Annotated in this window: 12 protein-coding genes; 6 read left to right on the top strand and 6 right to left on the bottom strand. The window is 74.6% G+C overall.

Annotated elements, in window-relative coordinates; genetic code table 11:
* Nucleotides 1-5: 5 nt before the first annotated feature.
* The 4 genes from ACFY2A_RS13525 to ACFY2A_RS13510 all read right to left on the bottom strand — a co-directional run bounded on the left by ACFY2A_RS13525 (nucleotide 6) and on the right by ACFY2A_RS13510 (nucleotide 6578).
* Nucleotides 6-3404 (bottom strand): error-prone DNA polymerase, encoded by a 3399-nt coding sequence (locus ACFY2A_RS13525; protein WP_387171452.1) that lies wholly within the window; start codon nucleotides 3402-3404, stop codon nucleotides 6-8.
* A 105-nt stretch (nucleotides 3405-3509) separates the two neighbouring features.
* On the bottom strand, nucleotides 3510-5273 hold the full coding sequence (locus ACFY2A_RS13520; RefSeq protein ID WP_387171450.1) for a DNA polymerase Y family protein: 1764 nt from the start codon (nucleotides 5271-5273) through the stop codon (nucleotides 3510-3512).
* Nucleotides 5266-5997 carry a hypothetical protein gene (locus ACFY2A_RS13515; RefSeq protein ID WP_387171448.1) on the bottom strand — a complete coding sequence of 244 codons (732 nt, stop codon included), beginning with the start codon at nucleotides 5995-5997 and terminating at the stop codon, nucleotides 5266-5268. Before ACFY2A_RS13515 ends, ACFY2A_RS13520 begins: the two co-directional genes overlap by 8 nt.
* Before the next feature lie 131 nt (nucleotides 5998-6128).
* A complete protein-coding gene (locus ACFY2A_RS13510) occupies nucleotides 6129-6578 on the bottom strand; it encodes an SAV_6107 family HEPN domain-containing protein (protein WP_093401173.1) in 450 nt (149 codons plus the stop codon).
* 450 nt (nucleotides 6579-7028) lie between these two features.
* On the opposite strand from ACFY2A_RS13510, the gene ACFY2A_RS13505 reads away from it, so the two are divergent.
* From ACFY2A_RS13505 to ACFY2A_RS13480, 6 genes are all read left to right on the top strand, one after another.
* The gene (locus tag ACFY2A_RS13505; RefSeq protein WP_363924470.1) at nucleotides 7029-7517 is read left to right on the top strand and encodes a YbaK/EbsC family protein; all 489 of its coding nucleotides are present in this window, start codon (nucleotides 7029-7031) and stop codon (nucleotides 7515-7517) included.
* Nucleotides 7518-7593: 76 nt separating this feature from the next.
* On the top strand, nucleotides 7594-8337 hold the full coding sequence (locus tag ACFY2A_RS13500) for a monooxygenase (RefSeq protein WP_363924471.1): 744 nt from the start codon (nucleotides 7594-7596) through the stop codon (nucleotides 8335-8337).
* Nucleotides 8334-8927, top strand: a complete 594-nt coding sequence (locus ACFY2A_RS13495; protein WP_363924472.1) for a GNAT family N-acetyltransferase — start codon at nucleotides 8334-8336, stop codon at nucleotides 8925-8927. Before ACFY2A_RS13500 ends, ACFY2A_RS13495 begins: the two co-directional genes overlap by 4 nt.
* Nucleotides 8924-9763, top strand: a complete 840-nt coding sequence (locus ACFY2A_RS13490) for a carotenoid biosynthesis protein (RefSeq protein ID WP_387171445.1) — start codon at nucleotides 8924-8926, stop codon at nucleotides 9761-9763. Before ACFY2A_RS13495 ends, ACFY2A_RS13490 begins: the two co-directional genes overlap by 4 nt.
* Complete coding sequence (locus tag ACFY2A_RS13485) at nucleotides 9760-10887, top strand: glycosyltransferase (protein WP_387171443.1); 1128 nt, start codon at nucleotides 9760-9762, stop codon at nucleotides 10885-10887. The genes ACFY2A_RS13490 and ACFY2A_RS13485 overlap by 4 nt, the downstream gene beginning before the upstream one ends.
* Before the next feature lie 17 nt (nucleotides 10888-10904).
* The gene (locus ACFY2A_RS13480; protein ID WP_387171441.1) at nucleotides 10905-12392 is read left to right on the top strand and encodes a phytoene desaturase family protein; all 1488 of its coding nucleotides are present in this window, start codon (nucleotides 10905-10907) and stop codon (nucleotides 12390-12392) included.
* A gap of 33 nt (nucleotides 12393-12425) precedes the next feature.
* Here ACFY2A_RS13480 and ACFY2A_RS13475 read toward each other — a convergent pair whose 3' ends face one another.
* Nucleotides 12426-13115, bottom strand: a complete 690-nt coding sequence (locus tag ACFY2A_RS13475; protein WP_387171439.1) for a CDP-alcohol phosphatidyltransferase family protein — start codon at nucleotides 13113-13115, stop codon at nucleotides 12426-12428.
* Between the two features lie 43 nt (nucleotides 13116-13158).
* On the bottom strand, nucleotides 13159-14076 hold the full coding sequence (gene metF / locus ACFY2A_RS13470; RefSeq protein ID WP_387171437.1) for a methylenetetrahydrofolate reductase [NAD(P)H]: 918 nt from the start codon (nucleotides 14074-14076) through the stop codon (nucleotides 13159-13161).
* Between the last annotated feature and the right edge of the window lie 86 nt (nucleotides 14077-14162).

The following is a 14162-nucleotide window of genomic DNA, read 5'->3' as shown; positions in this document are numbered from 1 at the left end:
CGCCGTCATCGGAAGTCGCGGGAGGTGGGGCGGACCGGCGCTTCGATCGGGTCCAGCCGGTCGGCGACCAGGTTGACCACCCCCTCGTGCCGCTGTAGCCGGCCCCGCACCACCAACGCCGTGCTGGTGCGGGCCACCCGCCGGTGCCGCTGCCACAGCCCCGGCGAGCAGGTGACGTTGAGCATGCCGGTCTCGTCCTCCAGGTTGAGGAAGGTGACCCCACCGGCGGTCGCCGGTCGCTGCCGGTGGGTGACGATCCCACCGACCCGGATCCGCCGCCCCGGCTCCACCCGGCCCAACCGGTCGATCGGCACCGCGCCCACGGCGTCCAGCTGCGGCCGGATGAACCGGGCCGGATGGTTCTCCGGCGACAGCCCGGTGGCCCAGACGTCGGCGACCAGCCGGTCCACCTCCTCCATCCCGGGCAGCACCGGTGCCGCCGTACCGGTCACCGTGCCGGGCAGCCGACCGGGCCGCTCCTGGGCCGCCGCGCCGGCCGCCCAGAGCGCCTGCCGCCGGGTCAACCCGAAACAGGCGAACGCGTCTGCGGTGGCCAGCGCCTCCAACTGCGCGGCGGTCAGACCCACCCGCCGGGCCAGATCCGGCATGTCGCGGTACGGGCCGTTCGCTGTCCGCTCGGCCTCGATCCGCTCGGCCACGCCGTCGCCGAGGGTACGCACACTGGACAGCCCGAGCCGGACCGCCGGACCGCCCAGCCCCCAGGCGTGCGGCGGTTCACCCGCCCGGCTGCCCCAGCGGGTGTCCGGGGTGGATTCCAGCACCGGCTTCGCGTCGCTGGCGTTGACGTCCGGTCGGCGTACCTGCACGCCGTGCCGGCGGGCGTCGTCGACAAGGGTCTGTGGCGAGTAGAAGCCCATCGGCTGGGCACTCAGCAGCGCGGCCAGGAACGGACCCGGGTGGTAGCGCTTCAGCCAGGAGCTGGCGTAGACCAGGTAGGCGAAGCTCATCGCGTGGCTCTCCGGGAATCCGTAGCTGGCGAACGCGGTGAGCTTGCGGTAGACGTCGTCGGCCAGCTCGCCGGTGATGCCGCGCTCCGCCATGCCCCGGTAGAGCCGGTCGGCGATCTGCTCCATCCGCTGCACCGACCGTTTGGCGCCCATCGCCCGGCGCAGTTGGTCGGCCTCGGCCGCGTCGAAGCCGGCCAGGTCGATGGCGAGCTGCATCAGCTGCTCCTGGAACAGCGGCACGCCGAGGGTCTTCTCCAGCGCGTTGCGCATCAGCGGATGCGCGAAGGTCACCGGTTCCTGGCCGTTCTTGCGCCGGATGTACGGGTGCACCGAGCCGCCCTGGATCGGCCCGGGCCGGATCAGCGCCACCTCGACCACCAGGTCGTAGAACTCGCGGGGCCGCAGGCGGGGCAGGGTGGCCATCTGGGCCCGGCTCTCCACCTGGAACACCCCGACCGAGTCGGCCCGGCAGAGCATGTCGTAGACCTCGGGGTCGTCAAGCGTCATGTCGCCGAGATCCAGGCTCATCCCGATCATGTCGTAGCCGTAGTGCAACGCCGACAGCATGCCGAGGCCGAGCAGGTCGAACTTGACCAGGCCGACGGCGGCGCAGTCGTCCTTGTCCCACTGGAGCACGCTGCGGCCGGGCATCCGCCCCCATTCCACCGGGCAGACCTCGATCACCGGCCGGTCGCAGATCACCATGCCGCCGGAGTGGATGCCCAGGTGCCGGGGGAACGTCTGGAGTTCGTTGGCGTACGCGACCACCTGCTCGGGGATCTCCGGCACGTCCACCGTGGCCACGTCGCCCCAGCGGTCGATCTGCTTGCTCCACGCGTCCTGCTGGCCGGGTGGGAAGCCGAACGCCTTGGCCACGTCCCGCACCGCCGAGCGGGGTCGGTAGGAGATCACGTTGGCCACCTGGGCGGTGTGCTCCCGGCCGTAGCGGGCGTAGACGTGCTGGATGACCTCCTCCCGGCGGTCGGACTCGATGTCCACGTCGATGTCGGGCGGCCCGTCGCGCTCGGGCGCCAGGAACCGTTCGAACAGCAGCCGGTGCCGGACCGCGTCCACGTTTGTGATCCGCAGCGCGTAGCAGACCGCCGAGTTCGCCGCCGAACCCCGGCCCTGGCAGTAGATGTCCGCCCGCCGGCAGAAGTCGACGATGTCGTACACCACCAGGAAGTAGCCGGGGAAGCCCAGTTCCTCGATCATGTTCAGCTCGTGGTCGAGCTGCGCGTACGCCTGCGGGTGCGCCTCGCGCGGGCCGTAGCGTTCCCGCGCACCCCGCTCGGTGAGGTGGCGCAGCCAGCTCATCTCGTTGTGCCCCGGCGGCACCGGGTACGCCGGCAGCTGCGGCGCGACGAGTTGAAGATCGAAGGCCAGCTCGGCGCCGAACTCGGCGGCCCGGGCCACCGCGCCCGGGTAGGCGGCGAACCGGGCCGCCATCTCGGCGCCGTCGCGCAGGTGGGCGGTACCCGCCGCGGGCAGCCAGCCGTCGATCTCGTCCAGGCTGCGCCGGGCCCGGACGGCCGCGAGGGTGGTGGCCAGCCGACGCCGCCCCGGAGTCGCGTAGTGCACGTTGTTCGTGGCCACCGTGGGCAGGCCGGCGGCGGTTGCCAGCTCGGCCAGGGCGTCGTTGCGGTCGCCGTCGATCGGATGCCCGTGGTCGGTCAGCTCCACCGCCACCGTCTCCGCGCCGAACAGTGCGGTGAGCCGGTCCAGCTCGCGGGCCGCCGCGTCGACCCCCTCGGTGAGCAGGGCGGCCGGCACGTGCCCCTTGCGGCAGCCGGTGAGCACCAGCACGTGGTCCCGCAGGTCGGCGGCGATCTCCTCCAGTTCGCCGTAGACCGGGCGGCCCTTCTCACCGCCACGCAGTTGGGCGCGGGCGATGGTCGCCGCCAGCCGGGCGTACCCCTCGTGACCGTGGGCCAACAGCAGCAGGTGGTTGCCGTGCGGGTCGGGTACGCCGTTCTGCGGACCAGGCAGGCCGAGAGACAACTCCGCTCCGAAAATCGTCGGCAGGCCCAGCGCACGGGCCGCCTCGGCGAACCGCACCACGCCGTAGAAACCGTCGTGGTCGGTGACGGCGAGCGCGGTGAGCCCCAACCGGACGGCCTCCTCGGCCAGTTCCTCGGGGTGGCTGGCACCGTCGAGGAAACTGAAGTTGGTGTGTGCGTGCAGTTCGGCGTACGGCGGCACGTCGTCGGGCCGGGTCAGCTCCGGCGGTCGGTAGTGCTCCCGCCGCCGGCTCCAGGCCGGCGAGTCACCTCCGTCGGCGTCGACCGCCAGGGGATCCACCACATGCAGGTGCCGCCCCGCACCGTCGCCCTTCCCGCCGCCGCCCTTCCCGCCGCCGCCCTGCCCGCCGCCCGACCGCCCGGAGAGCACCCGCTCCAACTCCGACCACGGCAGCCGGGGGTTGTGGAAACTCACCGCCGCCACCCCGCCGTCGCGCAGGACGCCGTGCCTCGTGCCCTCAACCGGCCCGGATGCCCCGACATGCCGCAACTGGTGAAGCCCGCCGGCCCGAGTGCCCCGTCAGTCATAGATCGCCTCCACCAGCCACTGGCCGGACTCGACGGCGAGCAGCAGGGCGCTGCCGTCGGCGAGGCGGACCTGGAACCGGGCTCGGCGGCGGGCCTCGGCCGGTGCCCACCACCGCTCGTCGACCGGCCACGGACCGGCCCAACCGACGATCTCGACCGACGCGACCGTGCCCCCACGGAGCGCGGTGGCCGAAGCCGCCGTGGCCGAAGGGGCGGTGGCCGAAGGGGCGGTGGCCGAAGGGGCGGTGGCCGAAGGGGCGGTGGCCGAAGGGGCGGTGGCCGAAGGGGCGGTGGCCGAAGGGGCGGAACCGGGTGCGGGAGTGGAGCCGGTGGGCTGCGGCGGCATCGTGCCGATGCTCAGCCGGGCCGGTGGGGCGCTCATCGCCAGCCGGGCGCTCACCACGACCGGCGCACCGGTGGCGTCGAGCACGCTCGCGGCGAGCGGGGTGGGCAGCACCACGGCCGGCGAGGGCGGCGGCAGTCGCCCCGGCCAGGACGGTACAGCCGGCCCGGCGCTCGCCCGCCGCCCACCGGGACGGGCCGGGAGTCGTTCGTCGCCCCAGGGCACCAGCCGGGTCTGGTCGGCCGGGGACCGTCCACCACCGAGCACCGCGGTGACCACCGCCTCGGGACCGAGCAGGCCCTGCACCCGACTCAGCGCGCGGTGCGCCCGCTCGCGTTCCGCACCGGTCTCCCCCCACAGCCCCGGTTGCAGGCCGGCCTGGGCCAGCACTCCGTCCGGCAGCAGCCGCAGCCGGATGATTCCGGCGGTGGGACGGGCCGGCCGGTCACCGCCGCGACGGGCACCGGAGAGCCAGCCGTCCAGTTGCCAACGGACCCGGTCGGCGATCGCCGCCGCGGTGAGCAGCCCGTCGTGCCGCCAGACCCGGTGCAACTCCTGGCCGTGCGCGGTGACCGCCTCGATGCCCAGACGGGTGCAGGCCAGTCCGTGCCCGGCGAGCCGCTCATGCAGTTGCTCGGCCAGTGTCCGGGCCGCGAAGGCCGCCACGTCGATCCGGTCGATCGGCTCGTCCAGGTCGGCGGTGACCGTCAGGTCGACCGGCGGGCGCCGCACCGCGAGCGGCCGGTCGTCCCGTCCGGCGGCCAGCCGGTGGGCCTGCGCCCCGTCGAACCCGAACCGGGCCAGTACGTCGCCGGCGGGCAGCGCGGCGAAGTCGCCGAGCGTACGCACCCCCAGCCGGCGCAGCAGGTCGGCCAGGACGGACCGGCCGAGCGCCTCGACGGGCTGACCGGCCAGGAACTCCGGTGTCCCGCCGGGCGGCACGATCCGCCCTTCGCGGGCGGCCAGACCGGCGGCGAAGACCCCGGCGGCGACACCGATCTGGCTCTCCACCGCGCAACTGAGGGCGACGTGCTCGACGATCCGCTCGGCGGCGGCCTCCTCACCACCCAGATAGCGGCTCGGCCCCCGGGCGGCCAGCGCGCAGGCCCCCGGGCGGATCACCTCGACCCCGACCGCCACCTCCTCGACGGCGGCCACCACCGGCTCGAATGCCCGCGCGTCCCGCCCCGGATCGTGGTCGACGACGGTGAGCCCGGAGCAGCGACCCTGCGCCTCCCGCCGACGCAGCCCTCGGCGTACCCCCTCGGCGCGGGCCCGCTCGGAACAGGCGATCACCCGATTGGCGTGCAGCACGGCGACCGGCCCGGTGGCGGGCACCCCGTCGACGATCTCGGCGGCGAGTACCGGCCAGTCGGGGCACCAGAGCAGCAGTGTCCGGACCGGTTCACCCACGGCCCGCCACCACCCGCAGCCGAGTGGCACCCGACCGAGCGGCGGCGGCCGGGCCGGGTACGACCCGGGTCAGCTCGTCACCGGGCAGCCAGACCTTGACCTCCCGGGGTCGGGCGGCGGCGCCCCGCCCGCGAGCCGAGATGGTCACCTCCCGGCGGCGCAACCGGCCCCGCCCCGGCCCGAGCCCCTGCCAGATCCCACGGACCACCTGGAGCGTCACGTCCGCGCCGTCCCACCGGCCGTACGGCACCAGCACGCTGCCGCGTTGCCGGGCCCGCGCGGCCAGCCGGTCGGCGACGGAGGCGGAGACGGAGACGGTGGACGGGACCGCGGTGACCACCACATCGACCCCGTCGATGAGCGCGGCGACGACGGTGGGCCACTCGGGACCGGGCTGCGGCACCAGGGCGAGCCGGTCCAGGACGATGCCGGCCTCGGCCGCCGCCCCGGCCCCGAAGGTCGGCATCCCGACCACGGCGCACCAGGATCCGGCGCGGGACGCCTCGGCGAGCAGCGCGAGCAACAACGAGGTGGTGCCGCTGGGTCGGGTCTGCCCGCCACCGACCGCGATGGTGCTGCCGCGCCGCAGCCCCCGGTTGGGCAGCAACCCGGTCAGCTCGGGTCGCACGGGCAGCACCCGGTGCCCACCCGCCGGGTCGGGTGCGCTGGCCGGGCGGACCAGCCCGGCCAGCGCGGCGGAACCGACCACCATGCGGCCCGCCATCGGACCTCCCCCGTCGTCGCCACGGACATCCGGCCCGTGGATGGTGCTGTCGTGGATCAGAAGAACGTGCGTGTGGCGGGGCGGCGTCCGGCCACCCTAGGGTCCCGCCGATGGTGGCCGGACGCCGCGGCTCAGGCGGCGAGACCGTCGATCGCCGGCTGGTGGGCCAGGCCGAGTGCCGCCTCCACCACCGTCACGAACTCCTCGGCGGCGCGGAGCAGGTCGTCGGCTTCCCGGGCGGTCACCACCCGGGGTATGCCGGCCTCGGCGGCGGCCCGTTTGCCGGCGCCGAGGGCGAAGTAGCCGGCCCACTCGTCGAGCTCGGGGGCGACGCTGGCGAGCAGGACCCAGACGCTGGTGATCCGGTGGCGTCGGGTGGGTGCGGGGCGGGCGCGGGCGGCGAGCACCGCCGCGGCGGCACGCAGGGCCGCGAGATGGGCGGCGGCGTACCGGAGGCCATCGGGGCCGGTCCGGGCGGCCTCGGCGAGCCCCTGCCGGGCCACCGCGAGCAACTGGACGGGAGTACGGTGCGGCAGCACGTTCGCGGGCACCGTCGGCGCCTGAGCCGGGCTGGTCGGCATTGGTCTCCTCCAGATGAGCCGGGGCGGGCAGGCGCACGACGGAGTCGGAGCCGTCGACGCGGCAACCCGCGGCGGTCGGTGCGGAGGAAGACGCACCAGGTGGGTGGCCGGCCGGGTGCGGAGCTTCCCCACACCACACCCGGCCGGCGTACCGGCGGGTCCGTCGTCCGCCGCCCGGGGGTCGTTGGGCGGCGGACGACGGTCCTGCCTGACGGGCCCGGACTCGCGACTGCCCGGAGCCCAGGTGCGGTCCGCGGCACCGCACCTGTCGGAAGCCGGTGCCGCGAAACACCCGCCCCCGAGAGGGGTTGGAACGAACGTTCGAGGCAATCGAACACTCGTTCTAACTGCTGCTGACAGTACACCCTCCCTCCGACGAAAACGCAACGCACGACGCACACCAACTTGGGCGGTGGCGCGGGCGGTCCGCGTACCGGGAAGAATGGCGGCATGCAGTCACACCCGAACGTCCGGGCGGTGCAGGACGCGCTCGATGCCGCGAACGCCCGGAACGGCTCCGACGCACCCGCCACGGTCCGCCTGCTGCCCGACGCCGTGCACACCGCCGCGGCCGCCGCCGAGGCACTCGGCGTCGACGTCGGCGCCATCGCCAACTCGCTCGTCTTCGACGCCGACGGAAGCCCGCTGCTGGTGCTCACCTCCGGCGCGCACCGGGTGGACACCACCGCGCTGGCCACCCGGCTCGCCGTCACCCGGCTGCGCCGGGCCACCCCGCAGTTCGTCAAGGAACACACCGGGCAGGTGATCGGCGGGGTCGCCCCGGTGGGTCACCCGCAGCCGCTGCGCACGCTTGTCGACACCGCCCTGGACAAGTACGACGAGATCTGGGCCGCCGGCGGCGTACCACAGGCGGTCTTCCCCACCACCTACGCCGAGCTGCTCCGGGTCACCGGCGGGACCCCGACCGACGTGGCGTGAACGAGCGAAGCGAGCGAACCATCAGGCACAGCACAGTGGTGCCTCGCGCCGGCGGCGAGCGCAGCGAGGTGGCGGCGTGAGTCACCCGGAGAGCGTCCCCGAGCTGGTCACCCTGCACGTGTGGCGGATCGCACCGGCCGCCGTGGGCCGGGCACTGACCCGGATGGCGGTCGACCCGCGCCGGCTGCGTGCCCTGCCCGGCGTACGGTTCGGCAAGCTGCTCGGCACCGGGACCGGCACCGGCTTCGGGCCCGGCGACGCGGACCTGACCCGGTGGGCGGCGCTGACGGTCTGGGATTCCCCCGCCGCGGCCGCCCGGTTCGCCGACTCGCCGGTGGCGCGGGCCTGGTCCGGTCTCGCCCGCGCGGGCGTCCGGCTCGACCTGCGACCGCTGACCAGCCGGGGTGAATGGTCCGGACGGCGGCCGTTCGGTGCGCCCGCCGGCGGCCGGGTCACCGGCCCGGTGCTGGCGCTGACCCGGGCGCGGCTACGCCCGACCCGGGCACTCACCTTCTGGCGGGCGGTCCCGCCGGTGGCCGCGGCCCTGCACGCCGCACCCGGGCTGCTGGCCCGCTTCGGTGTCGGCGAGGCACCCCTGGGCTGGCAGGGCACGGTGAGCGTGTGGCGTGAACCGGCGGATCTCGTGGCGTTCGCGTACCGTCACCCGCAGCACCGGGCCGCGATCATCCGGACGGAGACCCAGCGGTGGTACGCGGAGGAACTCTTCGCCCGGTTCGAGGTGCGGGACGTGGTCGGCGACCGGACGGTACTGGGGTGGGTCACCGACGACGGTGACCCGGCGAAGGGTGAGCGGGCATGAGGTTGGTGCGGTGGACGCCGGACGATCTCCTCCGGCGGCTGGACGACGTGGTGGCCGTCTACGGCGAGGCGATGGGTTACCGCGCCGACCTGCTGGAGGCCCGTCGCGGCTACATCGCCACCCACGTACGTCGGCCCGGCTTCCGCGCCGTGGCCAGCCTCACCAGCTCCGGCCAGCTGGCCGGTTTCGGGTACGGCTACGTCGGTGCCGCCGGTCAGTGGTGGCACGACCAGGTCTGGCGGGCACTGGACCAGCCCACCCGGCGGCGCTGGCTGACCGACTGCTTCGAGGTGGTCGAGCTGCACGTGCGGCCACCGGCTCAGGGGCACGGGCTGGGCGCCGGGCAACTGCGCGCCCTGCTCACCATGGCCGAGGGCGCCACCACCCTGCTGTCCACCCCGGAGGCCGACGAGCAGACCTCGCGCGCCTGGCGGCTGTACCGCCGGTTCGGCTTCGTCGACGTGCTGCGCGACTTCCGTTTCCCCGGCGACGAACGCCCGTTCGGGGTGCTCGGCCGGGACCTGCCGCTGCCCGTGCCGGGATCGACACCACAGCCGTCGGTGCCGACCCCACCGCCTGCCCGGTCATGACCGCACGCGCACCGGCCCGCGGCTACGCCTGGACGTTGCTGGCCCTGCTGGTACTGGCGCAGATCTGCTACCCGCTGACCGGCGGGGTCACCCGGGCCCGGCTGACCGTGGCCACCGTCGTGCTCGGCTACCTGCTCTCGGTCGGTCACGCCCTGGCCACCCGGGGGCCACGGGCGGCGGCGGCGCTGGTCGCGGTGGCCACCGGTGGCGGGTTCGCCATCGAGGCGCTCGGCGTGGCCACCGGCTTCCCGTTCGGCAGCTACGACTACTCCGGCCAGCTCGGCCCGAAACTGGCCGGAGTACCGCTGATCATCCCGCTGGCCTGGACCTGGATGGCCTGGCCCGCCTGGTTGGCGGCCACCCGGATCACCGGCGGGTCATCCGGTCGGTGGCGTTGGCCGGGCCGGATCGTGCTGGCCACCGTCGGGTTGGCCACCTGGGATCTCTTCCTCGACCCGCAGATGGTGGCCGAGGGGCACTGGGTGTGGCGGGATGCCACACCGGCCCTGCCCGGACTGCCCGGCATCCCGGTCAGCAACTACCTGGGCTGGCTGCTGTTCGCGGTGCTGATGATGACCGCGCTGCGCCCGCTCGCGGGATCCACCGTGGCCACCACCGGCACCGGCGACCATCCGATGTACGCGCTCTACCTGTGGACGTACGGCTCCAGCGTGCTCGCCCACGCCGTCTTCCTCGACCTGCCCGCCTCGGCGGTGTGGGGCGCGGCCGGCATGGCGGTGGTCGCCGTACCACTGGCCGTCGCCCTGCTGCGGGCCCGGCGGACCCGCGACCGGGACACCGGTTCGCCACGCTCCCCGGTCGACGTGGCGGCATGACCGTCGCGCTGATCCTGCTGCTCGGTGTCACCGTGCTGACCGCGCACACCGTGGTCAACGCGGGCCGCTGGCTACGCCGGCCGACCGACCGGCCGGTGGAGGTCAGCGAGACGGTGACGGTGCTGCTGCCGCTGCGCGACGAGGCCGCCCGGGTCACCCCGTGCCTGCGCGCCCTGCTCGCCCAGCGGGGAGTGCCCGGGCTGCGCGTCGTGGTGCTCGACGACGGCTCGGTCGACGGCACCGCCGAGGTGGTTCGCGCGGTGGTCGCCGACGACCCCCGGGTCACCCTGCTCACCGGGGCGACCCCACCGCCGGGCTGGCTGGGCAAGCCGCACGCCTGCTGGCAGTTGGCCACCCGCGGCGGGGAGTCGACCACCGCACTGGTCTTCGTGGACGCCGACGTGGTGCTCGAACCGTACGCCGTGGCGGCGGCGGTCACCGAACTGCGCGCCGCCGGGGCGACGCTGCTGTCGCCGTACCCACGGATCGTGGTGCGGACGGTGGCCGACCGGCTGGTGCAGCCGCTGTTGCAGTGGCTGTGGCTGACCTTCCTGCCGCTGCGGGCGATGGAGCGTTCGCCGCGGCCGTCGCTGGCCGCGGCCGGCGGGCAGTTCCTGGTCGTCGACCGGGCCGGTTACCTGCGGGCCGGCGGGCACGCGGCGGTCGCCGACAAGGTGCTGGAGGACATCGAGCTGGCCCGGGCGGTGAAGCGGGCCGGCGGCCGGATCGCCCTCGCCGACGGCGCCCGGCTGGCCAGCTGCCGGATGTACGAGGACTGGCCGCAGCTGCGCGACGGCTACACCAAGTCGCTGTGGGCCTCGTTCGGGCACCCGACCGCCGCGGCCGTGGTGCTGACCCTGCTGCTGGCGCTCTACACCGCACCGCCGCTGGTGGCCGTCGTGGCGCTGCTCGCCGGCGCCCCGACGGTGGCCGGGGTCGCCGTCGGCGCGTACCTGGCGGGGGTGGCCGGGCGGGTGGTCAGCGCCCGGGCCACCGGCGGTCGGGCCTGGCCCGACGCGCTGGGCCACCCCGTGTCGGTCGCGGTCCTCGGTTGGCTGACGCTGCGGTCGTACCATCTGCGCAAGCGGCGACGCCTGTCCTGGCGTGGCCGTCCGGTCGGATAGGCCTGGGAGGACGCGGCATGGCGCGGATCGTGGTGGTCGGTGCCGGGGTGGGTGGGCTGGCCACCGCGGCCCGGCTGGCCGTCACCGGACACCAGGTGACCGTCCTCGAACGTGCCGACGAGGTCGGCGGCAAACTCGGACGGCACCGCCGGGACGCCCCCGAGGGCTCGTTCCACTTCGACACCGGCCCCAGCCTGCTCACCCTGCCCGAGGTCTTCCACGAGCTGTTCGAAGCGACCGGGGCGAAGCTCGACGAGTACCTCGACCTGGTGCCGCTGGACCCGATCGTGCGGCACGTCTTCCCCGGTGGCGGCCCGGTGCTCGACTCCTGCGCCGACCCGGCCGGGTTCACCGCCCGGATCGGCGCGGCCCTCGGGGACCGGGCCGCCGCCGACTGGCAGCGACTGTGGCGGCGCGCCGGCCGGGTGTGGCGGGCCTCCGAACGCGACATCCTGCGCCGCCGCGTCGACTCCCCCCGCGACCTGGCCCGGTTGGCCTGGCGGCTGGGCGACCTGGCCGCGATCCGGCCCGGCCAGAGCCTCCGTGGGCTGGGTCGCACCCTGATCTCCGATCCACGACTGCGGATGCTGCTGGACCGGTACGCCACCTACACCGGGGCCGACCCGCGCCGAGCACCCGCCGCGCTGGTCGCGGTCCCCTACGCCGAGCTGGCCTTCGGCGGCTGGTATCTGCGCGGCGGGCTGGGCACCCTCGCCGACGCGCTGCTGTCACGCTGCCTGGACCTGGGGGTGGTGGTGCGCACCGGCACCACGGTCACCCGGATCGACGCGGTGGGCGGCCGGGTGCACGGGGTACGCGTCGCCGATTCGACCACCCCGGTCCCGGCCGACGTGGTGGTGGCAAACGTCGACGCGCTCAGCGTCTACCGCGACCTGCTGCCCGATCCGTGCCGGCTGGCCGGGCTCACCGACCGCAGCCTGGCCGGGTTCGTGCTGCTGCTCGGCGTACGCGGCGACTCCGGGCTGGCCCACCACAACGTCTTCTTCCCCCACGACTACGACGCCGAGTTCGACGCGGTCTTCGGTGATCCGGGACGGGGGAGGCGGGCCCGCCCGGTCGCCGACCCGACGGTCTTCGTCACCGTGGCGAACGACCCGGCAGTCCGTCCGGCCGGACACGAGGCGTGGTTCGTGCTGGTCAACGCCGCCCGTCAGGGCACCGCCCCGGGAGCGATCGACTGGCGCCGGCCGGGCCTGGCCCAGGCGTATGCCGATCGGGTCCTGGACGTGCTGGCCGAACGCGGCGTGGACGTCCGCGACCGGCTGGTGTTCCGCGACGTGCGCACCCCGGCCGATCTGGCCACCGCCACCGGCGCGCCGGGCGGCACCATCTACGGCACGACCGGTGGCCTGCTCCGGCCGGCCAACCGGGGACCGGCCCGGGGCCTGTGGCTGGTCGGTGGCTCCAGCCATCCCGGCGGTGGCCTGCCGATGGTGACCCTGTCCGCGCAGATCGTCGCCGACTCGATCGGCCCGGCCTGGTAGTGACAGGCGGGGCCGGTGGCTCGACCGGCGGGTTCAGCCGGCGTCGAGCAACGCCCGGCGGACGGCGGAGAGCAACTGCCCCAGCCCGAAGGCGGCGAGCAGCACCCAGACCGCGGTCGCCATGGTGATGGTGCCGGCGGCCAGGTCCACCTCGATAAGTCCGCTCAGGCCGGCCAGCAGCAGCCCCGCCACGGCCACGCAGACCCGGGTGGGCCGCTCCCCCACGGTGACCGCGCCGATCTCCCGCATGCCGGCGGCGACCGCGCGGGCCCGGACGTACTCGTGCAACCAGGAGAGCGCACCACCCGCGGCGACAAGCGCACCCGGCGCGCCGACCAGCCAGAACGCCACCAGCCAGGCGGCCTCGCCGATCCGGTCGGCCAACGAGTCGTAGACGTAGCCGAGCCGGGTGGTACGCCCGGTGGCCACCGCCACCGCACCGTCGACGCTGTCGGCCACCGAGGCGAGCAGCACGAACAGCGCACCCAGGAACGGCCCGTCACCCGGCCGGACCGCGAGCAGCGGTACGCAGAGGCAGAGCAGCACCCCGACCACCGTCACCGCGGTCGGGCCGACCCGTAGCCGGCCCAGCAGGAACCCGACGTGGTAGGAGAAGCGCAGCCAGCCACGCACCACCGGAGTGGCGACCCGGGGATCGAAACCGCCGTGCAGCCGCGCCCACGCCGTGGCGTACTCGTTCCAGTTCAGCTGTCTGCCCACCACGGTTCAACCGTCGCGACAGCGCCGAGGTGTCGCGCGCCGGGGGTCACGTCGCGGCACTCACCCGCAGGTTCTGCCATATCTCCCGGGTCGCGGTGGACCGGTTGAAGGTGATGAAGTGGATCCCCGGGATCCCCTCGTCGAGCAGCCGCCGGCACATCTCGCTGGTCTGCTCGATGCCGAGCCGGCGGACCGCCTCCGGATCGTCGGCGACCCGCTCGAACCGCGCGGCCAGCGCGGGCGGGAAGGGTGCCCCGGACAGTTGCACGGATCGCTCGATGGTGCCGATCCGGGTCACCGGCATCACCCCGGCCAGGATCGGGGTGTCGCAGCCCGCGGCGGCCACCCGGTCACGCAGCCGAAGGTATTCGTCAACGTCGAAGAACATCTGAGTGATCGCGAAATCCGCGCCGGCCCGGCACTTGCGCACGAAGTACTCGGTGTCGGCGGCGACGTCCGGTGAGCGCGGATGCCGGTAGGGGAAGGCGGCGACGCCGACGCTGAAATCGCCGGAGTGACGGACCAGCCGGACGAGGTCCTCGGCGTAGTGCACGCCGTCGGGGTGCGGGATCCACTCGCCTGTGGGATCGCCCGGCGGGTCGCCGCGCACCACCAGCACGTTGCGCACCCCGACCCCGGCCAGCCGGCCGATGACGTGCCGCAACTCGGCGACGGAGTGGTTGACCGCCGTCAGGTGGGCCATCGGCAGCAGCGTGGTCTCGGTGGCGATCCGCTCGGTGACCGCGACCGTGGTGTCCCGGGTCGAGCCGCCCGCACCGTAGGTGATCGAGACGAAGGAGGGACGCAGGGGCTCCAGCTCGCGGATGGCCTGCCACAACTGCCGCTCGCCCTGCTCCGTCTTCGGGGGCATGAACTCGAAGGAGAAGGTCGGCTGGCAGTCGCGGACCAGCTCTCCGATCGCCGGTTGCGAGTTCGGGAGGACCGAGGGAAGACCGAGCGCCACGCACCGACTCTAGCGGGCCGGGCCGGGCACCCCTACCGACTTCCCAGCGGTGGAGACAACAGAATGTTCATTGCCCGCCGCGCCCA

The organism is Micromonospora sp. NPDC000442 (genome assembly GCF_042898635.1).
Lineage (GTDB): Bacteria > Actinomycetota > Actinomycetes > Mycobacteriales > Micromonosporaceae > Micromonospora.
This window is presented reverse-complemented; position numbering and strand designations above follow the sequence as displayed.